The following is a 23,544-nucleotide window of genomic DNA, read 5'->3' as shown; positions in this document are numbered from 1 at the left end:
GTTAATCTTTTAAGCACCACCTAAAAAAGTTAACCGGGAGGATCGATCCATGCCCCTCGTGGACCAGAACCAGCGTCGCCGCCGAGGCACCGGGCTGATAGCCCTGGACGAAGAGGCGAGCGCCGGTGGCTACACCCTCTTCGCTCCGCTGACCGGCAGCGGCGAGGTGTACCTCATCGACCTGCACGGCGAGGTGGTCCATCAGTGGAACCTCCCCTACCGGCCCGGCCGGCACGCCCGCATCCTGCCCAACGGCAATCTCGCCTACAGCGGGGTCCTGCCCGACGAGCCGGCGCTCTTCCCGATGTGGCACAAGTACCGCGGCGGGATCATGCAGGAGATCACCCCGGACGGCACCGTGGTCCGCGAGCACCGGGACCGCTACCAGCACCATGACGCGTACCACTACGGCGACGGCCGGCTGCTCTACAGCGCCCTGGAACCGCTGACCGGTGAGGCCGCCGCCGCGGTCCGGGGCGGGGTAACCGGCTCCGAGCCCGACGGCACGGTGTGGGCGGACACCATCGTCGAGGTGGACGCCGAGGGCAGCACGGTGTGGGAGTGGAAGGTCTCCGAGCACCTGGACCGCGAGGCGTTCCCGCTGCACCCGGACTACTCCCGCGAGCACTACCCGCTGATCAACAGCGTGCTGCCGACCAGCGACGGCAACATCCTGGCCAGCTTCCGCTCGGTCTCGGCCGTCGTGGTCATCAGCCGGGAGACCGGCGAGATCATCTGGCGCAGCGAGCCCGGCACCGTATCGCAGCAGCACTGCCCGACGGAGCTGGAGAACGGCAACTTCCTGGTCTTCGACAACGGCGTCTTCCGGCCGCGGTGGGATGTGCCGTTCAGCCGGGTCATCGAGATCGAGCGGGCCGGTGGCACCATTGTCTGGGAGTACCACGACCCGGCGCGCGAGTCGTTCTTCGCCCCGTTCATGGGCAGCGCCCAGCGCCTGCCGAACGGCAACACGCTCGTCACGGACTCCCCCGCGGGCCGCCTCTTCGAGGTGACCCGGGACGGCTATCTGTGCTGGGAGTACATCGTGCCGTTCTTCGGCGGCTACCAGGAAGAAGAAGTGCGCAAGCTGTTCCCCTCCGAGCCCAACGCCGTGTTCCGGTCCTACCGCTACTCGGCCCAGGAGCTCCCCTGGCTCGACGTCCCGAAGGGCTGAGCCCGGACCATGGTCTCTCCCGTCCCCGACGTCGGCACCGCCGCCCCGGCACCGGCCGCCGCTTCCCCCGTCGCCCCGGTCGACGAGCGGCTCCCCCTGCCGAAGCTGGCCCCGCTGGCCTTCCAGCATCTGCTCGCCGGGGTCGCCGCCCCGGTCTCCTCGGTGATCCTGATCGCCACCACGCTGTCGCTGTCCGCCTCGCAGACCGCGTCACTGCTCAGCGCGACCCTGGTGCTGTGCGGCGTGGGCGCGCTGCTCCAGTCGCTGGGCGTCAAGGCGCTGCGGATCGGCGCCCGGCTGCCCTTCCTGATGCTGCCGGGCGGTGCGGCTGTGGCGATCTTCCTCCAGGTCGCCAAGGAGCACGGGCCGGCCACCGCCTCCGGCTCGGTGCTGATCGCCTCGGTCTTCCTGCTGCTCGTGCTGCCGTTCTACGGGCGCCTCGTGCGGTACTTCCCACCCCTGGTGATGGGGACGACCGTGGTCCTGATCGGGATCAACATGATCAAGATCACCTCGCCGATGATCGCCTCGGGGCCCGGCCTCGGCTTCGCCACCCTGGGCATCACCGCGCTGTTCTTCCTGCTGATGCGCGGAGTGTGGCGCCAGATGTCCGTGCTGTTCGGGCTGGTCGGCGGTACGGTCGTCGCCGCGGTGAGCGGTACGACGTTCCATGTGGCGCACGGCGGCACGTTCGCGCTCCCCGACCCGTTCCCGTACGGCACTCCGCACTTCGACCTGCTGGCCACGGTCCCGCTGCTCGTCTTCGCCCTCGCGTCACTGGCGGAGGCGACGGGGCAGACAGTGCTGAACAGCGAGGCCGTGGGGCGCACGCCGAACGCGGCGCGCGATGTGCCGCGCATCTCCCGCGCCGACGCGGTGACCTCGCTGGGCGCCGGGGTCTTCGGTACGTCGCTGATGGTGACCAGCGCCGAGAACATCGGCATCGTGCAGCTGACCCGGGTGCGCAGCCGGTTCGTCACGGCGGGCGCCGGGGTGCTGCTGATCGTGTGCGGCCTGATCACGCCGCTCACCCGGCTGCTGGCCGCCATCCCCGAGCCGGTGGTCGGCGCGGCGGGCCTGATCATCTACGCGGTGATCGCGACGATGGGCTTCGGCATGCTCAGCCGCGAGAACCTCTCGCACGGCACCAACGGGATCGTGGTGGCGCTGGCGCTCTGCGTGGGTCTGCTGCCGGTCTTCGTGCCCGAGATGTACGCGGGGCTGCCGGTGTGGGCCCGCACGATCTTCGGCAGCGGGGTCGCCGCCGGGGCGCTGGCAGCGGTGGTCCTGGCCGCGGTGTTCAGCCGCCTGGGTCCGCCGCAGGAGCGCCGCGACCCGGTCTGACCGCGCGGTGACGCGACCCGGTGTGCCCCCGATGCCCGTACCGGCGCCGGGGGCACATCCCTGTGCGGCACCGGCGGTCAGCCGAACCCGCGGGCGTCCTGCTTGAGGGCGGTGTCCACGGTCAGCGCCGTCGCGACGACGAGGCTCAGCAGCGGCTCGGGCAACTGGTAGTGGATCTGCAGCACATAGTTGTCGGCCGTGGTGAACATGGTCTTCGCGAGACCTTCCCAGGTCTTGGTGATCCGGGCGATCTCGGCGTCGTTGTGGTCGACGATCGCGAAGTTCCAGGCACGCCAGTTCTCAGCCTTGATGGCACCGACCTGCCGGCCGTCGGCCATGATCGCGAAATTGATCTTGCCGATGGCGTTCTGCTGGACGATCTCGCCGACCGGTCCGCCGTCGGGGCGCTGGACGATGATCCGGGACTTGATGAACTTCGCGGGGCGGGTCAGCAGCAGCTGCGGCGTTCCGTGGGCATCGCGGATCTCCAGCCGGTGCGTCAGGTACTGGTCGATGCTGGAGACGAACCGGAGCACCTTGCGCAGGGTGCTCTGACCGACCTGCACGACCGAGCCGATCGTGCTGCCGTGCTGGTCGAAGACGCTGTACTCGTTCGTCACCTCGATCAGCTTGGCCTTCTGGTTGACCACCAGGACCTGCTGCGTGAACAGCGAAGGGACACCGGGCGCTGCCTGCTGAGGCGCGTGTGCCTGCTGAACCGGCTGCGGCGCATGGGCCTGCTGGGCCTGCTGGGCTTGTTGGTCCTGCTGGACCGGCGCCTGGGCGGGGGCTGCGGTCTGCTGCCCGCCGGCCGGGTGCGTGTGTTCGGTCCACTGCGAGCCGTCCCAGTAACGCAGCAGCTGAGGCGCGCCATGAGGGTCCGAAAACCATCCCGCAGGTATGTTCGATTGCGTGGTCACCGGGGCACACTATCCCGCGGGCCTGTGCCCCCACACTCCTTGAACCTTCATATACCTATTACGATGGCGGCGATGAACAGGCTGAGCGTGCGGACCGACCGGCGACGGGGCAGCATCCGTACGCCCGCCTCGCTCGGCTGGGTGTTCGTCCTCCTGGCGATGTTCTTCTGCTGCTCGCTGACCACCTCGGCCGCCGCGGTGCCGCCGGCCGGCACGCACGGCTCGGCCGCCGCCCACGCGATGACCACCCCGACGCCCGAGGCGGCGGCCGCCCGCGTGGTCGCGGACGCCCCGGGCGACCGGGGCATGGGCACGTCCTGCCACGGCACCTCGGACCACTCGAAGGCCATGGTCCTGCCGGGCCCCTCCGCTCCCGTCGCGCTGCCCTCCGCCGTGACCGTGGTCCCCGTCGCCCCGCTCACCGGCGCGGCCGCCATCCGCGGCCCCGCCAACGACGGTGTGCGCGCCGTCGATCACCTGCGTCTCCAGGTCCAACGGATCTAGAGGGCCCGGGTCCGTTCCCGTACCGAATTCCGCGCACGACGTGCCGGACCGGCGGGGACGGCCGTCCGTATGCCCTCTTCCCTCCATGCATCGCCACGTATGCATCCCGTTCGAACCCGAGGACCCTCCATGGCTTCCGCCAAGAACACGTCTTCCCCCAGGAACCAGAACAGCGCCACCGCCGCGCGCCGCGCCAAGCTCGAAGAGGCGCGCCGCAAGGAGCGGGCCCGTGAGCGCCGCACCCGCATCATCACCATCAGCGCCTCCGTGGCCGTGGTCGCCGCGCTCGTCGCCGGGGGCGGGTATCTCATGGCGCAGGCCGATGAGCAGGACAAGGCCGAGGAACAGGCCAAGTCCTCCCCCGTCACGGGTGAGCGCAGCTGGGACAAGCTGGCCCAGAACCACGTGGACAAGCCGGTCAGCTACCCGATGAACCCGCCCGTCGGCGGCGACCACAACCAGGTGTGGATGAACTGCAACGCCGACGTCTACACCGAGGCGATACCGAAGGAGAACGCCGTCCACTCCCTGGAGCACGGTGCCGTCTGGGTCACGTACAACGAGAAGGCGAAGCCCGCCGACATCAAGGCGCTGGGCGAGCGCGTCTCCTCCACCCCGTACTCCCTGATGAGCCCCGTCAAGGACCAGGACGCCCCCCTGATGCTCAGCGCCTGGGGCAAGCAGGTCACGGTGAAGAGCGCCTCGGACGCCCGCGTCGCGCAGTTCTTCACCAAGTACGTCCAGGGGCCGCAGACTCCCGAGCCGGGCGCGGCGTGCTCCGGTGGGCTCGCCAAGTGACGGCCGCCCCGCACACGAGTGCCCCGCACCCGCGCGGCTCGCGCCGGATGGCCGTGGCCGGAGCCGCGGTGCTGTTGCTGGCGCTGGGCCTGGTGGCGCTGATGGTCGTACGGCCGTCCTCCGCCGCCCCGTCGGACCAGCGGCCGGCGTCCGGGCCGGCGCCCGCCGGGAGTTCGGTCGACGCGGGCTTCGCCCGGGACATGTCGATCCACCATCAGCAGGCCGTCGAGATGTCGTTCATCGTCCGGGACCGTACGGATGACGAGGACGTACGGCGTCTCGCGTACGACATCATCAACACCCAGGCCAACCAGCGCGGCATGATGCTGGGCTGGCTGGAGCTGTGGGGCCTGCCCAAGAGCGCTGCCGGACCGCCGATGGCCTGGATGGGGCACACGGTCACGCCCAAGGGGGACGGCTCGCTGATGCCGGGCATGGCCACCGACGCGGAACTGGAGGAGCTGCGGGCGGCCGAGGGCCGGGACGCGGAGGTGCTGTTCCTCCGGCTGATGACCGTCCACCACCGTGCGGGCGCCGACATGGCGCAGGCCGCAGCCGGTTCCGCGGACACGGACGCGATCAGGAATCTGGCGGCCGGCATGGTGCGCGGCCAGCAGTCGGAGATCGGGCTCATGGCGGACATGCTGAAGGCACGGGGCGCGAAGCCCTGAGCCGGGCGCGCCGGTACGCCGCCCTGCCGGGGCGGGCGGCACGCCGGGCGGGGGCGGATCCCCGTCCCGGCGCGCCGCCCGCCCCGCCCGGCATCACATAGGCTCGGCGGCGATATGAAGAGCACCCCCGCACCGTTGGGCCCCAAGGCCGACAAGGACACCGTCCGACGGAACAATCTGAGCCTCGTCCTGCGCGCCGTCCGGGATGTGGGCGAGGCCGGGGAGGCGACCCGGGCAGGGGTGGCCGCCCGGGTCGGGCTGACCCGCGCAGCGGTGTCCTCGCTGGTCGAGCAGCTGCTCGGCATCGGCTTCCTCACCGAGTCGGGCAAGACCTTCAGCGGCCAGGCCGGACGCCCCGGCACGGCGCTGAAGGTGGCGCGCACCGGCCCCGCCGGGATCGGCGTGGAGATCAACATCGACTATGTGTCGGTCTGCGTCGTCGATCTGGCGGGTACCGGCCGGGTCCGGCAGACCGAGCACCTCGACAACCGGAGCGCCCCGCCCGGGGAGGTCCTGGCACGGGCCGCCCGGATCGCGGCCCGGACCCTGGAGTCGGCGCGCGAGCAGGATCTGCACCCCGTCGGTGCGGCGCTCGGGCTGCCGGGGCTCGTCTCCGGCGGTTCGGTGCGCCAGGCGCCCAATCTGGGCTGGAACCGGGTACCGGCCGAGGAACTGTTCGCGGACGCCCTCGCCGGGCTGCGGCCCGGCCGGGCGGTGCTCGCGGTGCGTTCGGAGAACGAGGCCAATCTGGCGGCGCTGGCCGAACTGTGGTTCGGCGGGCTCGACAGGGTCCGCAGCTTTCTGTACCTGACCGGTGAGATCGGGGTCGGCGGCGCGCTGGTGATCGACGGGGAGCTGCTGCGCGGTGCGCACGGCTTCGCCGGGGAGATCGGGCATGTGGTGGTGGACCCCTCGGGCCCGGAGTGCAGGTGCGGATCGCGGGGCTGCCTGGAGCAGTACGCGGGGCAGGCGGCGCTGTTGCGGGCGGCCGGGATCGACGGGGCCGGCGGCGGTGCCGGGGTCGCGGAACTGGAGCGGCGCGCACGGGCCGGGGACGCGCGTGCGGTGGCGGCGGTCGACGGCGCGGGCAGGATGCTGGGCCGGGTGCTGTCGGGCGCGGTGAATCTGCTCGACCCGGACGCGGTGGTGCTCGGCGGGATATACCGGGGCCTGATGCCCTGGCTGTCGCCGCCCGCCGACGAGGAGCTGACCGGCCGGGTCGTGTCCGGACTCTGGTCCCGGGACGGCGGACGGCTGCGGGCGTCGTCCGTGGCCGGTGACGCGGCGCGGGGCGCGGCGGCGCTCGTGGTGCGGGACGTGCTGACGGATCCGGTGGCGTACGCCCGGTGAACCCGCCCCCGGCGACGGGCGCGGGGCGGGTACCGGATGCGCGTGCGCACCCGGGCAGTCGCACGGGGCGCGCGAGCCCGCGCGTACGGGGCCGAGGTCTCGGGAGTGCTGCCCCGCACGCGCACCCGGCCCCCACCCGCTCCCCCGCAAGAGGCCCGAGCGTGCGTGCCGGGCGTCGCGAGCCGGGCGGGACCTTCGACACACGCCCTAGACGCCGAGCAGATGGTCCATCGCCAACTGGTCCAGCACCTCGAAGGCCATCCCGCGTTCGGCGGCGGCGGTGACGTCGAAGTCCTCGTACGCGGAGCGGTCGGCGAGCAGTCCGGCGACGCCGTCCTCCGCGGTGCGCAGGGCCAGTTCGTCGAGGCGGGCGGCGCGCAGTGCCTCCTGTACGGCGGGGTCGGCCCGGAAGGCGGCCGCGCGCTCCCTGAGGATCAGGTAGTTGCGCATGCAGCCCGCGGCGGAGGCCCAGACACCTTCGTGGTCCTCGGTCCTCGGCGGCTTGAAGTCGAAGTGGCGCGGGCCCTCGTAGCCGCCCCGCTCCAACAGGTCGACCAGCCAGAACGCCTGGCGCAGATCACCGGCGCCGAAGCGGAGGTCCTGGTCGTACTTGATGCCGGACTGACCGTTGAGGTCGATGTGGAAGAGCTTGCCCGCCCACATCGCCTGGGCGATGCCGTGCGGGAAGTTCAGCCCGGCCATCTGCTCGTGTCCGGTCTCCGGGTTGACGCCGACCAGTTCGGGGCGCTCCAGGCGCTCGATGAAGGCGAGGGCATGGCCGATGGTGGGCAGCAGGATGTCGCCGCGCGGCTCGTTCGGTTTGGGTTCGATGGCGAACCGGAGGTCGTAGCCCTGCTCGGTGACGTAGTCGCCCAGCAGGTCGAACGCCTCCTTCATCCGGTCCAGCGCGACCGGGACGTCCTTGGCGGCGCCCGACTCCGCGCCCTCCCGGCCGCCCCACGCGACATAGGTGGTGGCGCCGAGTTCGACGGCGAGGTCGATGTTGCGCAGCGTCTTGCGCAGTGCGTACCGGCGTACGTCGCGGTCGTTGGCGGTGAACGCGCCGTCCTTGAACACGGGGTGCGTGAAGAGGTTCGTCGTCGCCATGGGTACGACGAGGCCGGTGGCGTCCAGCGCCTGCCGGAACCGCTTGACGATCCCTTCGCGCTCGGTGTCCGTCGAGCCGAACGGGATCAGGTCGTCGTCGTGGAACGTCACCCCGTGGGCGCCGATCTCGGCGAGCCGCCGCACGGAGTCGACCGGGTCGAGCGGGGCCCGGGTGGCGTCGCCGAAGGGGTCGCGGCCCTGCCAGCCCACCGTCCACAGACCGAAGCTGAACCTGTCCGCCGGAGTGGGGGTGAAGCGTTCCGTCATGGTCTGGCCGCCTTCGGATGCCGTCGGTCCGCCGCGCCCGCACCGGCCGGACCTTATTTGTTCACTGTCATGACTAATCATGCACGGATCCCCCTCCCGGCATAACCCCTCGCTTCACGCGAGGCCGGAGAGCCCCCTGTTCGAGGGGGCCCCGTTCGCGTAATTTGTTTCCCTCGCAACCAAATACCCGTACAGCGAATGAGGTAGCCCATGCCGTCGCGTTCCGTCGTCATCGGCGTGGACAGCTCCACGCAGTCCACCAAGGCGGCCGTCATCGACGCCGCGACCGGTGAAACGCTCGCCGTCGGCCGTGCCCCGCACCTGGTCAGCGGGGACGGCGGGGCGCGGGAGAGCGACCCCGAGGTCTGGTGGCGGGCGCTGGGCGAGGCCGTGGCCGCCGGGATGAAGGAGTCCGGGGTGCCCGCCACCGCCGTCACCGGCATCGCGGTGGCCGGGCAGCAGCACGGGCTCGTCGTGCTGGACCGGTCCGGCCGGCCGCTGCGCACCGCGCTTCTGTGGAACGACACCCGTTCCGCGCCGCAGGCCACCGCGCTCACCGCCGCGCTCGGCGGCCCCGCCGCCTGGGCCGCGCGGACCGGTTCGGCGCCGGTGGCCGCCCTCACCGCGTCGAAGTGGCAGTGGCTGCGCGAGCGGGACCCGGCGAACGCCGCCGCCGCGGCGGCGGTGCGGCTCCCCCACGACTTCCTCACCGAACGGCTCGCGGGCACCGCCGCCACCGACCCCGGGGACGCCTCGGGCACCGGCTGGTACTCCACCGCCACCGGCGCCTACGACCCGGAGCTCCTCGCCCTGCTCGGCCTGGACGCCGCCCTGCTCCCCGAGGTCGCCCCCACCGGGGCGGCCCGCGTCGGCTCCCTGACCCCGGCCGCCGCCGGGGCGCTGGGGCTGCCCGAGGGGATCGCGGTCGCGGCCGGGACCGGCGACAACATGAGCGCGGCCGTCGGCCTGGGCCTCGGCGGCGCCGGTCTGCTCGACCACCCGGCCCTCAGCCTCGGCACCTCCGGCACGGTCTTCGCCGCGACCCGCACCCGGCCCGTCGCACCGTCCCTCTCCGGCTTCGCCGGGGCGGACGGCACCTACCTCCCGCTGGCCTGCACGCTGAACTGCACGCTCGCCGTCGACAAGGTCGCCGCCCTGCTGAACCTGGACCGCGAGGACGCCGCCCCCGGGGGCGGGACGGTGCTGCTCCCCTACCTGGACGGCGAACGCACTCCGGACCTCCCCGCCGCCGCCGGACTGCTCACCGGCCTGCGTCACGACACCACCGCGCGGCAACTGCTCGGCGCCGCCTACGAGGGGGCCGCCGTCACCGTCCTGCGGGCGCTCGACGAACTGCTGCGGGCCTGCGGTCTCGACCCGGCCTCCCCCGAGATCGCCGCCCGGCCACTGCGGCTGATCGGCGGCGGCACCCGGGGGCGGACCTGGGTGGAGACCGTACGCAGGCTCTCCGGCCGCCCCCTGGTCGTTCCCGGCAGCGGCGAACTGGTCGCCCGCGGCGCCGCCGCGCTCGCCGCCTCGGCGGCCCGAGGCGGCGACCCGGTGGCCCTGTCCGCCTCCTGGAACGCGCAGGCCCCTTCCACCACGGACCGTCAACTCACGCCCGTACCAAGGGATATGGAAACCTGGCAGCGGGTCACCTCGGTACTGGAACGGGCCTCGGAGCCACTGCTCGGCGGCTGAGCGCGAGGGGGACGTCCCCCCGCGCACCATCCGTTTTGGGATGCGAACTGATCTTCAATAAGATCCGGCGATGATCACAAGAAAACGGCTGACGGCCGGGGTGTGCATAGCGCTTGCCACTCTGACCGCCGGGCTCGGCACCGCGCTCCCGGCCGCCGCCGACGAACCCCGCGCCTCCGCACCGCCCAAGGTCGAACTGGTCCTCGACGTCAGCGGCTCCATGAGCACCCGCGACATCGACGGCCAGTCCCGCATGACCGCGGCGAAGAAGGCGTTCAACGACGTCCTGGACGGGGTGCCCGAGGAGGTTCAGCTCGGCATCCGGACCCTGGGCGCCGACTACCCGGGCGACGACCGCAAGGTCGGCTGCAAGGACACCAAGCAGCTCTACCCGGTCGGCCCGCTCGACCGCACCGAGGCGAAGACCGCGGTCGCCACCCTGGCGCCCACCGGCTGGACCCCGATCGGCCCGGCCCTGCTGGGCGCGGCCGACGACCTCGGGGAGGGTGAGTCGACCCGCAGGATCGTGCTCATCACCGACGGCGAGGACACCTGCGGACCGCTCGACCCGTGCGAGGTCGCCCGGGACATCGCCGCCCGCGGAGTGCACCTCGTCATCGACACGCTGGGCCTGGTGCCCAACGCCAAGATCCGGCAGCAGCTGACCTGTATCGCCGAGGCCACCGGCGGCACCTACACCGCTGTCCAGCACACCGAGGAACTCTCCGACCGCGTCTCGCAGTTGGTGGACCGGGCAGCCGAGCCCGTCATCACCCCGGTGGCGACCGAGGGCGCGGACAGCTGTTCCGCCGCACCCCGGCTCAAGGCCGGTCTCTACACCGACCGCCAGGAGTTCGGCCGGCACCGCTGGTACCGGGTGGACGTCCTGCCCGGTCAGGAACTGCGCGCTTCCGTGAGCGTGGCCGCGGACCGTGCCGTCGGCAACGACTACGGCGTACTGGTCCGGGCGGTGACGACGCACGGCAGGGAGATCGTACGGGGCTCGGAGTCCGGCACCGGCCGTACGGATGTGATCTCCTCCGGACTGCGCTACCCCAAGCCGGAACTGGAGGACGACGATGACGGGAAACCGGCCGCCGAGGCCGTCTGCCTCCAGCTCTCCCACTCCTTCTCGGCTGCCTCCGCCTCCGTGAAGACCACCCCCGGACTGCCCGTCGAACTGACGGTGGACCTGGTGGACGGCCCGGACAACGCCTCCGACCCCGCCGCGTTCGGACTCGGCAGGGGCTGGTGGCTGCTGGGCCTCCTGGTTCTCACCGGTCTGCTCGCGGGTCTGCTGACCGGCTGGATCTCGCGCTGGCGCGTCGCCGTATGGAGGACCAACTGATGCGTAGGACCCACCACCGCGCGAGCGGCCCGAACCGCGTGAACGGCGTGAAGCGCGCCTTCGCCGGAGCGCTGCTCGCCGGGCTCACCCTGCTCACCTCGGCCGGGGCCGCCGTGGCCGACGGCCCGTCGGCCACGGCGAGCGCCGGCGAGGACGGCACCGAGAAGGCCGGACCCACCGAGGCGGGCACCACCTTCCGTACCGCCACCTCGCTCCAGCAGGGGCAGCGCGGCACCGCCGACGCCTCCGCGGGCGACTATCTGTACTGGGTCTTCCCGGCCGACGCCGGACAGCGCGCCACCGTCAGGGCGAGGGTCACGCTGCCGGAGAGTGCCACCCGGCACGGCGCGTCGACCTGGCAGATCGATGTGTACGACGGACTGCGGCGCCGTCAGGCCTGTATGTACGGCCACCAGACCAGGAAGGCGGCGGCCGACGCGGCGTCGGTCGAGCTGTCCTGTGTGCTGCGCACCGTGCGGGCCTGGTCCGAACCCTGGGCGGACGACCCGCTGCCCGGCAGCTACTACGTGCGGCTGACCGTCCTCGGTCTGCCCGCCACCGATCTCGGTCTGCCGATCGGGGCCGAGATGAAGGTCACCTCGGTCGACAAGGGCGGCGCCCACGACGTGGACGGGACGCTCTCCGAGCCGCTGGTGCCGGGCGCGTCCTCGGCCCGCCAGGCCTCGGACGACTCCTCCGACGACGCCTCGGCCGACAGCGACGCGTCCGGGCCCCGGGTGTCGCCGGGCGGCGAACCGGACGACGGCTGGAGCTCCGGCTGGTGGACGGACCGCTGGCTGTGGACCGCGGGCGGCGGAGTGCTCGCGGCGCTCGCGGCCGTGTTCGGCTACTCCCTGACACGCGGCGGCGGCCGCCCGTCCCGGGTGCCCCCGGGCGTCTGACCACCCGTCCGGCCGACGGATGACGGCGCCCCGTCCCCCCACCGGGGGCCGGGGCGCCGTCCTGTGCCGAGTGGCAGGCCGCGCCGACCTCGAAGATCCTGGGCCCGGACAGCGGCTCCGGCGCTTCGAGACGGGGAGGAACAACCGATGTGGCAGTTCTTCGCGGACAATCCGTGGGTGGCCGTCTTCTCCGTGATCACGGTCGGCGCGCTGCTCGGCATGGTGCGGTTCGGACCGGTGAAGCTCGGCGCCGCGGGAGTCCTCTTCGTCGGCCTGCTCGTCGGAGCGCTCGACGAGGACATCGCCGCCTCCGTGCCCGCCGGGGTCTCCGCGCTGGGACTCGCCCTGTACGTCTACACGGTCGGGCTGGAATCCGGCCCCGCGTTCTTCCGTGAACTGCGCGGCCAGCTCCCGGTGATGGCCGGAGCCGTCGTGGCGCTCGCCGTCACCGCCGTCGTCGTCGGCTTCATCGGCCACAGCGGGTTCGGGATCAGCGGGCCGTTCCTCGCGGGCGGATACGCGGGCATCGGGACCACCACTCCCGGTCTGGCGGCCGCCCAGGACGCCTCGCGGGACCCCACCGAGCCCGCCGTGGGGTACGCCATCGGCTACCCGCTCGCCGTGGTCATCACCATCATGTTCGTCTCCGCGATCGCGGCCCGCCGCAGCTGGACCGCCCGCCGCGACCCGGACTCGGGTCTGCCGTCCACCCTCGTCACCCGTACGGTCCACGTGGCCCACGACCGTGTCTGGGCCGAGGTTCCGGGCGTCGCCGAGCACCGGGTACTGGCCAGCGAGTACCGGCCGGCCGGGGGCCGTACCCGGGTGGCCGGGGACCTGGACCGGCTGCGCCCCGGCGACCTCGTCGTGCTCGTCGGCGGAGAGGACGACGTGCGGGCCGCGACCGGCGACCTCGGCTCCCTGGCCCCGCTCCACCTGCTGGACGACCGCAGTGCCGTGGACTACCGGCGGATCCTGCTGACCAACCCGGACCTCGCCGGCCGCACCGTCGCCGGGCTCGGTCTCGCCGAGCGGTACGGCGCGGCCGTCAGCCGGGTACGGCGCGGCGACTTCGACATGCTCGCCCACGACGATCTCGTGCTCCAGCTCGACGACCGGGTCCGGGTGGTCATGCCGCGCGAACGGACGAGCGAGGTCACCGCGTACCTCGGCGACACGGAGGCGAAGGTGAGCGAGGTGAGCGCGGTCAGTCTGGGGCTCGGCCTGTCCCTCGGCTTCCTGATCGGGATCCCGTCACTGACCCTGGGAAGCACCACCCTGGCACTGGGCACGGGGGCCGGACCGCTGGTGATGGGCATGATCCTGGGCTGGCGACGGCGCACCGGACCGCTCGTGTGGACCCTGCCCACCCGCGCCAACCTGACGCTGCGCCAGATCGGGCTGCTGCTGTTCCTCGCGATCGTCGGACTCACCTCCGGCTACTCGTTCCGGGAGAACGCCTTCTCGCTGTTCGGGCTGAAACTGGCGGCGGTCCTGGCGATCGGCGCGGTGGTCAGCTACGCGCTGATGGTGCTCGTCGCCAAGGTGCTGGGGCAGAGCCGGGAGCGGACCATGGGCCTGCTGTCCGGCTATGTGGGCAACCCGGCGATCGTGGCGTACGCCAACAGCCGGGCGAGCGACAGCCGGATCAACAACGGCTACTCGACACTGTTCGCGCTCGCCATCCTGGTCAAGATCGTCTGCATTCAGCTGATCGTCGGTCTGTGACGCCCGTCCTTCTCCCGGTTGCGCGGCGCACCGGCCCCGGCGGTACGCACGGCCCGGGTGATGGCCGTCGCCCCTACCCTGGGACCCGTCACTCACCGGCCCGGAGGGAGCGTTCTGTTGAGCGAGGCGCTGTATGTGAGGTTCCAGAGCACCGTGCGCAGCCCGAGGGGGCACTTTCCCGGGGTGTTCGCCCTCGCCAACGGCCTGGCCGGGGAGGGCAGGCTGAGCGAGGAGCAGTACCGGTTCCTGCGCGCCGGCAACGACTGGTACGACAGCAACTACCCCAACCCGTCCGATACCGATCCGTCCGTCTACGACCCCGCGGTGAACCCGGGCGCCGCGGCCTGGTTCAAGGTGACGGCCGTGGAGCTCATCGAGCGGGTCGACGGCTATCTCGCGCTGCTGGCCGAACACCGGGTGGAGTGCGAACGGATCGAGTCCTCCGAGCCCGGCACGATCGTGTACGAGGACGCGTACCAGGTCGTCGTGACACCCCCGCGCGACGCTCGCTCGAACATCGGACGGACTACGGATACCCTCGGCAACTCACGTGCTCCACAAGGCCGATGACGGATACCGGCCATGCCGGTCCCGCGCCCTGGTGGAGCCGTGACCCCGTCCTGTTCGATGGGGGACGAGTCACCGCGCACCGCAGTGGTGCGCCACCAGTGAGCGGAGTCCTTTGATGTCCACGGAGACCGGCACGGCGCTCGACGCCGCCTCCCGCACCCCGGCACCCGTACCGGGCCCGAAGGGACTGCCGCTCCTCGGGAGCATGCCGCAGTTCGCCAAGGACCCGCTCGCGTTCTTCGAGCGGCTGCGCGGGTACGGCGACATGGTGCGCTGGCGTTTCGGCCGGAACCGCTGCCTGTTCATATCCCACCCGGACTGCATAGGCGAGCTGCTCACCGAGACGGAACGTTCCTTCGACCAGCCCGCGTTGGGCATCGCCTTCCGTACGGTGATGGGCAACGGCGTGGTGGTGGCGCGGGGTCCGGACTGGCGGCGCAAGCGGTCCCTGGTGCAGCCCTCGGTGCGGCCGAAGCAGGTGAAGTCGTACGCGTCGACGATGGCCGACAGCACGGTGGAGCTCGCCGACACCTGGTCGGACGGTCAACGCGTGGACATCAAAAGGGAGATGGCCGCCCTGACGCAGAAGATCGCGGTCCGCACCATCTTCGGCGTCGACACCCCGGCGGACGCCGAGTCGATGGGCCGGGCGATGGACGTCGCCCAGCGCGAGATCGGCAAGGAGTTCAGCGGGATCGGCGCGCTGCTCCCCGACTGGGTGCCGACCCCCGGCCGGGCCAGGATCAAGAAGGCGGCCGCGGTCATCGACGCCGAGGTGGGCCGGGTCGTGGCCCGGCACCGCGACGGCGAGGAGGAACGCCCCGACCTGCTGAGCCGTCTCCTCACCGCCGTCGACGAGAGGGGCGCGCGCCTCACCGACCAGGAGATCCGCGACGAGACGGTCACGCTGTACATCGGCGGCCATGAGACGACCAGCTCCACCCTGGTGTGGGCCTGGTACCTCCTGTCCCGCAACCCCCGGGCGCGGACCGCGCTCGCCGAGGAGCTGGACCGGGTGCTCGGCGACCGCGAGCCCGGGTTCGACGACTACGCGCGCCTCACGTACGCCCAGTCGGTGGTGAAGGAGACGCTGCGCCTGTACCCCACGATCTGGCTGGTCACCGGCGTGGCCAAGGAGGGCGCGCGGATCGGTGGCGTGCCGGTGCCGCGGGGAACCAGGGTGTGGAGCAGCCAGTGGTCCACACAGCGGGACGCGCGGTGGTTCCCCGGGCCGGAGGAGTTCCGGCCGGAGCGGTGGGACGCGGAGCACGGCGACGAGATCGCGGAGTACGCGTGGTTCCCGTTCGGCGGTGGACCCAGGGTCTGCCTCGGTACGCGCTTCGCGATGGTCGAGTCCGTCCTGATCCTGGCCGTGCTGGCCCGGCGCTTCGAACTGGACGTGGACCCCGGCACGGTCGGGCCGGTACCGACCCTGACGCTCCAGCCCGACCGGGACGTCATGGCGACGGTGCGGGCGCGCTGATGGCTGCCCCGGTGACCGGCAGGTCACCGGGGCAGCCACGGTCGCCACACGTCCGGGTTGGCCGTGATCCACCGATCGGCGGCCTCCTTCGGGGTGAGCTTCTCCGAGGCGATCAGCGCCGACACCTCGTTCTGCGCGTCCTCGGACCACCGGAACTTCTTCAGGAACGCGGCCGCCTCGCCGCCGCGCCGTGCGAAGTCCGCGTTGAGGTACTTCTGGAGCGGCGTCCTCGGGTACGCGCAGTCGATGTCCTCGGGCGCCTTCGCCCCGCACGCGTCGGTGTACGCGGGGAGTTCCACCTCCACCATCGGCACCTCGTTGAACAGCCACTGCGGCTGGTACCAGTAACTGAGGAAGGGCTTCTTCTCCTTGGCGAACTGCTGGATCTGCGTGATCTGCGCGGCCTCGGACCCGGCGAAGACCACCTTGTAGTCGAGGCCGAGGTTCTTCACCAGCGCCGTGTCATTCGTGACGTACGACGGTGAACCGTCCATCAGCTGGCCCTTGTCACCGCTCTCCGCGGTGCGCAGGTCGTCCGCGTACGCGTTCAGGTTCTTCCAGTCGGTGACGTCGGGGTGCGCGTCCGCCCAGTACTTCGGTACGTACCAGCCGATGTGCCCGGTGACGCCGAGGTCCCCGCCGCGCACGATGGTCCGTTTCTCGTCGACGTACAGCTTCTCCTGGTCCGGGTGCCCCCAGTCCTCCAGGATCGCGTCGACGCGGCCCTGGCTGAGCGCGTCCCAGGCGGGGACCTCGTCCGTCTGCACGAGGTCGACGCGGTAGCCGAGCTCGTCCTCCAGGAGCCGCTGGGCGACCGCCGCATTGGCCTGCGCGCCGACCCACGACTGCACGGAGAGGGTGACGGTCCTGATCCCTGCGGGCGCGGCGAAGGGCGATGTCTGCCGGGTCATGTCGGCCGCGCCGCAGCCGGTGGCGGCCAGCAGCGCCGCGGCCGACGAGAGGGCCGCGAACGTACGGACACGGGTACGGGTACGGATACGGGTACGAGTACGGGTTCGGGTTCGGGTGCGCGTCATGTCAGCTCTCCTGGTGCCGGCGGCGGTCGGTGGGCTGGGTGACCCGGTCCAGCATCAGGCCGAGGCAGACGATCGCGGCCCCGGCGACGAGTCCGGTGGCCAGGTCGCCCTGGCCGAGGCCGAGCACCACCTGGTAGCCGAGCGCACCGGATCCGACGAGTCCGCCGATGATGACCACCGCGAGGACGAGGACGACTCCCTGGTTGACGGCGAGCAGCAGGGCGGGCCGGGCCAGGGGCAGTTGGACCTGACGCAGCTGCTGGCCGCGCGTGGCGCCCAGCGAGCGGGCGCACTCCATGGCGGCCGGGTCGACGCTTCGCAGCCCCTGGGTGGTGATGCGGATGACGGCGGGCAGCGCGTAGACGACGGCCGCCGCGACGGCGGGGGCGCGGCCGACGCCGAACAGGGCGACGACGGGGATCAGATAGACGAACTGCGGCATGGTCTGGAAGATGTCCAGCACCGGCCGCAGCAGCCTTTCCAGACGTTCGCCGCGGGCCGCCGCGACAGCGACGGTGAAGCCCAGGACGAGGGTGACGGCGACGGCGGCGATGACCTGGCTGAGTGTGTCCATGGACGGTTCCCAGACGCCGAGGACGCCGATGGCCGCCATGGCCAGGACGGCGGTGGCCGCGGTCCGCCAGGTACCGAGGGTCCGGGCGAGGGCCGCGACGATCAGCAGCACCGACCACCAGGGCAGACCCTGCAGTCCGCCGCGCAGCGGGTTGAGGATCCAGTCCGTGAAGCGGGCGGCCCAGTCGGCGGTACCGCCGACGACGGGCACGCCGGTGTAGAGGTGGTCGACCATCCACTCCTTGGCGGTGTTGACCGGCTGGGCGATGGCCACGGTCAGGCTCCCGGGCCAGACCCGGCCGTCCATGAGCCGTCCCGCCGCGGCGGCGGCCGCCGTGATCCCGGCGGCCAGTGCCCAGCCGCGCGCGCCCCGCAGGGCGGCGGGGCCGGCGGACGCGGTGCCGGTCCGCCGTCCGGCCGCCTCCGTCGTACGGTCCAGGACGACGGCGAGGAGCACGATCGGGATGCCCGCGGCGAGCGCGGCGCCGACATCGACCGAGGACAGCGCCTGGTAGACGCGGTCGCCGAGGCCCCCGGCACCGATCACGGACGCGATGACGGCCATGGACAGCGCCATCATGATCGTCTGGTTGAGGCCCAGCAGGAGTTCCTTGCGGGCCAGCGGCAGCCGGGCGGTCAGCAGGCGCTGCCGGCCGGTCGCGCCGAGCGAGGACACCGCCTCCATGACCCCCCGGTCGGCGCCGCGCAGGCCGAGGGCCGTGAGCCGCGCCATCGGCGGAGCCGCGTAGACCACGGTGGCGAGGACGGCCCCGGGCACGCCGATGCCGAAGACGAGCACCACGGGCAGCAGATAGGCGAAGGCCGGCAGCACCTGCATGGTGTCGAGCACGGGGCGCAGCACCCGGAAGGCGCGGTCGGAGAGCCCGGCCGCGAGCCCGAGGAGCAGGCCGAGCACCACGGAGGCGAGAACCGCGACGGTCATCAGGGCGAGCGTCTGCAGGGTCGGCACCCACATGCCCAGCAGCCCGCACACGAGGAACGACACCGCTGCCGTGAGGGCGAGCCGGACGCCGGACGCGCGCCACGCGACGACGGCGGCCAGCGCGGTGACACCCGCCCAGCCGAGGGCCAGCAGGAAGAGGTAGACCGCGCGTACGCAGACCACGACCGCGTTGCTGATGTGGCCGAAGAAGTAGAGGAACAGCGGGTGGCTGTCGCGGTTTCCCACGATCCAGTCGGTCACGTCGCCGAGCGGCGCCGACAGGTCCACGGTCAGCGCACCGGGCCAGGCTCCCCCGCCCCAGCGGGCATGGGCGAACGGCACCGCGACGGCGGCGAGCAGCAGGAGTCCGGCGAGTGCGGGCCGGCGGCGCGGCGCGGACACCGGCCCCCGGCGCGGGCTCCCGGGTGCCGGGCCGGTGACGGTGACGGACGGGGGCTCGGGTACGGGTGAGGGCTGGACGGTGGCCATCAGGCGGTCACCTCGTGGCCGCCGTCCGGGGCTTCTCCGCCCGTACCGTCGAAGGGCGCTTCACGGGCGGCACGGGGGCGGTCGCGCGCGGGGATCCCGTCGGAGGATTCCGCGTGCGCCCCGGTCCCCGCGACGACGGCGAGCAGGCACGCGTGGTCGACGACGCCGACCAGCCTTCCGCCGGCCATGACCCGGGCGGCGGGCTCGCCGGTGCGGGCCACCGCTTCGATGGCCTCGGAGACGGTGGCGTCGGGGCGCAGAGCCGGACCGCGTCCGCCCTCCCCGGCGGCCGGGGGCCGCATGGCGGTGGAGACGGTGAGGACCTGTTCGCGCGGCACGTCCCGGACGAACGCGCGCACGTAGTCGTCCACGGGCGATCCGACGATCTCCTCGGGGGTGCCGAGCTGCACGATGCCGCCGTCGCGCATCAGGGCGATCCGGGTTCCCAGACGCAGCGCCTCGCCGAGGTCATGGGTGATGAACACCATCGTGCGGCCCTCCTCGCGGTGGAGTCTGACCACTTCGTCCTGCATCTCCCGGCGGATCAGCGGGTCGAGCGCGCTGAACGGTTCGTCGAAGAGGAGGACGGACGGGTCGACGGCGAGGGCCCGTGCCAGCCCGACGCGCTGCTGCTGCCCTCCGGAGAGCTCTGCGGGACGGCGGTCCTCCAGGCCGGACAGGCCGACCTTGGCGACGAGTCCGGCTGCCCTGGCCCGGCGCTCGGCCCTGCCCAGGCCCTGGATCTCCAGGCCGTAGGCGACGTTGTCGAGGACATTGCGGTGCGGCAGCAGCCCGAAGTGCTGGAAGACCATCGCGGCACGGTGGCGGCGCAGTTCGCGCAGCCGGGCGCGGTCCATCGCGAGGACGTCCTCGCCGTCGATGGCGATGGTGCCGCCGGTGGGCTCGATCAGCCGGGTGAGACAGCGTACGAGGGTGGACTTGCCGGAGCCCGACAGGCCCATCACGACGAACACTTCGCCCTTGCGGACGTCGAAGGACACCTCGCGCACGGCGACGGTGCATCCGGTGCGCTCGCGCAGTTCGGCGGCGGGCAGGGCGGCGTACCGGCTGCCGGGGACGCGGGAGGCGCGGGGGCCGAAGACCTTCCACAGGTCCCGGACGGCGAAGACGGGGGTATCGGCTCCGGTCATCGGCCCTCGCCCCCGGTCCGGGCGTCGGCCGCGAGCAGTTCGGCGCACTTCTCCCCGACCATCAGGACTCCGATCATCGGGTTCACGGCGGGCAGGGTCGGAAAGACGGAGGCGTCGGCGATCCGGATGCCGTCGAGCCCCCGGATGCGCAACCGCGGGTCGACCACGGCCCCCTGGTCCTCGGGCGCACCCATCCGGCAGGTGCCCGCGGGGTGGTAGACGGTGTGCGCGGCCCTGCGGGCATAGGCGCTGAGGTCCTGGTCCGAGGTGACCTCCGGGCCGGGGCACACCTCCCGCTTGAGCCAGTGCGCGAGCGGTTCGGTCCTCGCTATCTCGCGGGCGAGCCGGATGCCGTCGACGAGGGTGCGGCCGTCGTGGTCCTCCTCGTCGGTGAAGTAGCGGAAGTCCAGGGCCGGTTTGACCTCGGGATCGGCGCTGGTGAGGTAGAGACGGCCGCGGCTGCGCGGCTTGGGGATGTTCGGGGTCATCGACACCCCGTGCTCGGGCTTCTCGTAGCCGAGCCGCTCCGGGTTGTCGGTGAACGGGATCTGGTAGAAGTGGAACATCAGGTCCGGGCCCCGGGACCCGGGGTCGCGGCGGACGAAGAGCCCGGCGTCGGAGTCCATCGCGGAGTTCTCGGGGATGGGCCCGTCGGTCTCCCAGACGATGACCGACTCGGGATGGTCGAGCAGGTTCTCGCCGACCCCCGGCAGATCGTGGACGACGGGAATGCCCAGTTCCTCCAGGTCCTTCGCGGGCCCGATCCCGGAGTGCAGCAGCAGCCGCGGGGTGTCCACCGCGCCCGCGCAGACCAGGACTTCGCGCCGGGCGCGCAGCAGTGTCCGCGTACCGTCCTTCGTGCGGACGTGCACACCCGTGGCGCGGTTGCCGTCGAACTCCAGGCGGTAGGCCCAGGTCTCCAGCAGGATCGAGAGGTTCGGGCGGTCACCGGCCTCGATGTGCGGATGGAGGTAGGCCACGGAGGCCGAGGAGCGCTTGTTGTTCTCGGGGTGATAGGCGAGGTCGAAGAAGCCCACACCCTCGTGGAACGGCTCGCTGTTGAAGCTGTCGACCCGCGGCACCCCGGCCGCCCTCCGTGCCGCGTCGACGAAGTCGCGGGCGATGGCGTTCCGGTCCTTCTCGTCGACGGGCACGATGTGGTTGCGCAGCCGCGCGAAGTACGGGTCCATGGCGGCCGCGTCCCAGCCCTCGGCGCCCGCCTCGGCCCACTCGTCCCAGTCGCCGGGCAGCGGCTTGAAGCTGATCAGCGTGTTGTGGGAGGAGCAGCCGCCGAGCACCCGGGCCCGGCTGTGGCGGATGTGGGAGTTGCCGCGCGGCTGTTCGGTGGTGGGGTAGTCGTAGTCGAGGTCGCCGCCGAGCAGCCCGAGCCAGCGCCGCAGGGTCAGCACATCGTCGCGGTCGATGTCGGTGGGGCCGCCCTCGATCAGCGTGACGGTGACCTCGGGGTCCTCGGTGAGCCGGGAGGCGATGACCGATCCGGCGGTGCCGCCTCCGACGATCACGTAGTCGACGGGTTCGGGGAGTGCGGTGCTGTGGGGGGACGGGGGCATCGGCTTCACTGCTCCTTCTGCGAAATGCGCGTACGAGAGGGGAAGTTCATGCGACGGCGGTGATGTGAGGGTGGGGGCGCGGAGACGGCGGCGGGGTGGGGTCGGGAACGTGCGTGCGGGGGCACCGCGCGGGCCGGTGGGCGGGCACGGGTGTGCGCGGCACTGTTCCTGTCCGGCCGCCGGAAGGCCCGATCGGCAGGACCGGGCAGCCGGACCGGATCAGCGGGACCCGATCGGCCGGACCGGTTCAGCCGGCGAACCAGCGCTGCGGGCGCGGGTTGAGGTTCTGGTAGATGTGCTTGGACTCGCGGTACTCCGCGAGTCCGGTGGGACCCAGTTCACGCCCCGTACCGGACTTGCCGAAGCCTCCCCACTCGGCCTGCGGAAGGTACGGGTGGTAGTCGTTGATCCATACGGTGCCGTGGCGCAGCCGCCCCGCCACCCGCCGGGCGCGGCCCCCGTCCGTGGTCCAGACGGCGCCCGCGAGACCGTAGTCCGTGTCGTTGGCCAGCGTGACGGCCTCTTCCTCGGTACGGAAGGTCTCCACCGTGAGGATCGGGCCGAAGGTCTCCTCGCGTACCACCCTCATCCCCCGGTGGCAGCCGTCCAGCACGGTGGGGCGGTAGTAGTAGCCGCCCGCCGGCCGCACGGCGGAGGGTGCGGGGCGGGCGCCGCCGGAGCGGACGACCGCGCCCTCCTCGCGGGCGGAGGCGACATACGCCTCGACCTTGGCGAGCTGCTGCGCGGAGACGAGCGGGCCGCACTCGACGCCCGGCTCGGTGCCGCGCCCGAGCCGGATCGCGTCGGCCCGGCGGGCCAGTTCGGTGACGAAGCGTTCGCTGACGGACTCCTCCAGGATGAGCCGGGCCCCGGCCGAGCAGACCTGGCCGCTGTGGAAGAACGCGGCGTTCAGCGCCTGGTCGACCGCGGTGTCGAAGCCCTCCTCGGTGGCGCAGGCGTCGGCGAACACCACATTGGGATTCTTGCCGCCGAGCTCCAGGGCGACCTTCTTCACGGTGGGGGCGGCGGCCCGCGCCACCTTCGTACCACTGGTGAGGCCGCCGGTGAACGAGACGAGGTCCACGTCCGGGTGCTCGGAGAGCCGGGCCCCGACCGGGTCGCCCGCGCCGGTGACGAGGTTGGCCGCGCCGTCGGGCAGTCCGGCCTCGGAGAGCAGCCGGATCAGCTGGACGGTGGAGAGCGGGGTGACCTCGCTGGGCTTGAGCACGAAGGTGTTCCCCGCGGCGAGCGCCGGGGCGATCTTCCAGCTGGCCTGGAGCAGCGGGTAGTTCCAGGGGGTGATCAGTGCGCAGACGCCCACCGGCTCGTGCACGACGACGCTGTGTACGTCGGGGTCGCCCGCGTCGACGACCCGGCCGCCGCTCTCGTTCATGACGAGGTCGGCGAAGTAGCGGAAGGCACGGATCACGTCGTCGACGTCGACGCGGCCCTCTTCGAGGGTCTTGCCGGTGTCGCGGCTCTCGGTGAGCGCGATCTCCTCGCGGTCGCGCCGGAGCAGGTCCGCGACACGGCGGAGCAGCCCGGCGCGTTCGGCGACGGGCCGGTGCGGCCACGGGCCGTCGTCGAAGGCGCGGCGCGCGGCCGCGACCGCGTCGTCGGTGTCGGGGACACCGCCCTCGGCGACGACCGCCAGGACGGTGGCATCGGCGGGGTCGAGGATCTCGCGCGTCGCGCCGGATCCGGCGGCCCGCCAGGTGCCGTCGATGTGGATGGTACTGAGCGCCGACATGTCGTGTTCTGCCTTCCGTGCCCGAAAAGCTCCCCGCGGGTCGGCCGGGAGCGTCCTGTGCGCGGCGGACCGGGGTCGCGGTCGCACCAGCGGCCTGGACCCCTCCCCGGTGAGGGGGAATGTATGCCGGGATCCTCGCTCCGGGTGACATGCCTCACGTCGG

Annotated in this window: 19 protein-coding genes; 12 read left to right on the top strand and 7 right to left on the bottom strand. The window is 72.3% G+C overall.

Annotation, left to right across the window (positions count from 1 at the left end; genetic code table 11):
- The first annotated feature begins 49 nt into the window (after nt 1-49).
- Entirely contained in the window at nt 50-1,174 is a 1,125-nt protein-coding gene (locus OHA98_RS13890; RefSeq protein ID WP_266925676.1) for an aryl-sulfate sulfotransferase, read from the top strand.
- Nucleotides 1,175-1,183: 9 nt separating this feature from the next.
- Nucleotides 1,184-2,518, top strand: coding sequence for a uracil-xanthine permease family protein (locus tag OHA98_RS13885; protein WP_266925674.1), 1,335 nt, complete (start codon nt 1,184-1,186; stop codon nt 2,516-2,518).
- 77 nt (nt 2,519-2,595) lie between these two features.
- Here OHA98_RS13885 and OHA98_RS13880 read toward each other — a convergent pair whose 3' ends face one another.
- Entirely contained in the window at nt 2,596-3,438 is an 843-nt protein-coding gene (locus OHA98_RS13880) for a phospholipid scramblase-related protein (RefSeq protein ID WP_266925672.1), read from the bottom strand.
- Nucleotides 3,439-3,510: 72 nt separating this feature from the next.
- Between OHA98_RS13880 and OHA98_RS13875 the strand changes: the two genes are divergently transcribed.
- The 4 genes from OHA98_RS13875 to OHA98_RS13860 all read left to right on the top strand — a co-directional run bounded on the left by OHA98_RS13875 (nt 3,511) and on the right by OHA98_RS13860 (nt 6,761).
- Nucleotides 3,511-3,942 carry a hypothetical protein gene (locus OHA98_RS13875; protein WP_266925670.1) on the top strand — a complete coding sequence of 144 codons (432 nt, stop codon included), beginning with the start codon at nt 3,511-3,513 and terminating at the stop codon, nt 3,940-3,942.
- Between the two features lie 129 nt (nt 3,943-4,071).
- Entirely contained in the window at nt 4,072-4,740 is a 669-nt protein-coding gene (locus OHA98_RS13870; protein ID WP_266925668.1) for a DUF3105 domain-containing protein, read from the top strand.
- 47 nt (nt 4,741-4,787) lie between these two features.
- The gene (locus OHA98_RS13865; protein ID WP_266927913.1) at nt 4,788-5,411 is read left to right on the top strand and encodes a DUF305 domain-containing protein; all 624 of its coding nucleotides are present in this window, start codon (nt 4,788-4,790) and stop codon (nt 5,409-5,411) included.
- Nucleotides 5,412-5,525: 114 nt separating this feature from the next.
- Complete coding sequence (locus OHA98_RS13860) at nt 5,526-6,761, top strand: ROK family protein (protein WP_266925666.1); 1,236 nt, start codon at nt 5,526-5,528, stop codon at nt 6,759-6,761.
- Between the two features lie 207 nt (nt 6,762-6,968).
- On the opposite strand, the gene xylA is transcribed toward OHA98_RS13860, so the two are convergent.
- Nucleotides 6,969-8,135, bottom strand: a complete 1,167-nt coding sequence (xylA, locus tag OHA98_RS13855) for a xylose isomerase (protein ID WP_266925664.1) — start codon at nt 8,133-8,135, stop codon at nt 6,969-6,971.
- Between the two features lie 210 nt (nt 8,136-8,345).
- Here xylA and xylB point away from each other — a divergent pair, with 210 nt between their 5' ends.
- From xylB to OHA98_RS13825, 6 genes are all read left to right on the top strand, one after another.
- Nucleotides 8,346-9,836 (top strand): xylulokinase, encoded by a 1,491-nt coding sequence (gene xylB / locus OHA98_RS13850; protein ID WP_266925662.1) that lies wholly within the window; start codon nt 8,346-8,348, stop codon nt 9,834-9,836.
- 70 nt (nt 9,837-9,906) lie between these two features.
- Nucleotides 9,907-11,184, top strand: coding sequence for a VWA domain-containing protein (locus OHA98_RS13845; RefSeq protein ID WP_266925660.1), 1,278 nt, complete (start codon nt 9,907-9,909; stop codon nt 11,182-11,184).
- On the top strand, nt 11,184-12,086 hold the full coding sequence (locus OHA98_RS13840; RefSeq protein ID WP_266925658.1) for a hypothetical protein: 903 nt from the start codon (nt 11,184-11,186) through the stop codon (nt 12,084-12,086). Before OHA98_RS13845 ends, OHA98_RS13840 begins: the two co-directional genes overlap by 1 nt.
- A gap of 147 nt (nt 12,087-12,233) precedes the next feature.
- Nucleotides 12,234-13,814, top strand: coding sequence for an aspartate:alanine exchanger family transporter (locus OHA98_RS13835; RefSeq protein WP_266925656.1), 1,581 nt, complete (start codon nt 12,234-12,236; stop codon nt 13,812-13,814).
- A gap of 117 nt (nt 13,815-13,931) precedes the next feature.
- A complete protein-coding gene (locus OHA98_RS13830; protein ID WP_266925654.1) occupies nt 13,932-14,384 on the top strand; it encodes a hypothetical protein in 453 nt (150 codons plus the stop codon).
- Between the two features lie 115 nt (nt 14,385-14,499).
- Complete coding sequence (locus OHA98_RS13825) at nt 14,500-15,867, top strand: cytochrome P450 (protein ID WP_266925652.1); 1,368 nt, start codon at nt 14,500-14,502, stop codon at nt 15,865-15,867.
- Between the two features lie 23 nt (nt 15,868-15,890).
- On the opposite strand, the gene OHA98_RS13820 is transcribed toward OHA98_RS13825, so the two are convergent.
- From OHA98_RS13820 to OHA98_RS13800, 5 genes are all read right to left on the bottom strand, one after another.
- A complete protein-coding gene (locus OHA98_RS13820; RefSeq protein ID WP_266925650.1) occupies nt 15,891-16,904 on the bottom strand; it encodes an ABC transporter substrate-binding protein in 1,014 nt (337 codons plus the stop codon).
- Nucleotide 16,905: 1 nt separating this feature from the next.
- Nucleotides 16,906-18,909, bottom strand: a complete 2,004-nt coding sequence (locus tag OHA98_RS13815; RefSeq protein WP_266925648.1) for a proline/glycine betaine ABC transporter permease — start codon at nt 18,907-18,909, stop codon at nt 16,906-16,908.
- Entirely contained in the window at nt 18,909-20,060 is a 1,152-nt protein-coding gene (locus OHA98_RS13810) for a glycine betaine/L-proline ABC transporter ATP-binding protein (protein ID WP_266925646.1), read from the bottom strand. Before OHA98_RS13810 ends, OHA98_RS13815 begins: the two co-directional genes overlap by 1 nt.
- Nucleotides 20,057-21,631 carry a GMC family oxidoreductase gene (locus OHA98_RS13805; protein WP_266925644.1) on the bottom strand — a complete coding sequence of 525 codons (1,575 nt, stop codon included), beginning with the start codon at nt 21,629-21,631 and terminating at the stop codon, nt 20,057-20,059. Before OHA98_RS13805 ends, OHA98_RS13810 begins: the two co-directional genes overlap by 4 nt.
- Before the next feature lie 247 nt (nt 21,632-21,878).
- Nucleotides 21,879-23,381 carry an aldehyde dehydrogenase family protein gene (locus tag OHA98_RS13800; protein ID WP_266925642.1) on the bottom strand — a complete coding sequence of 501 codons (1,503 nt, stop codon included), beginning with the start codon at nt 23,379-23,381 and terminating at the stop codon, nt 21,879-21,881.
- Between the last annotated feature and the right edge of the window lie 163 nt (nt 23,382-23,544).

The organism is Streptomyces sp. NBC_00654 (assembly GCF_026341775.1).
In the GTDB taxonomy this organism is placed as follows: Bacteria; Actinomycetota; Actinomycetes; order Streptomycetales; family Streptomycetaceae; genus Streptomyces.
The sequence above is the reverse complement of the archived record's forward strand: the minus strand, read 5'-3'. Positions and strand labels throughout refer to the sequence as shown.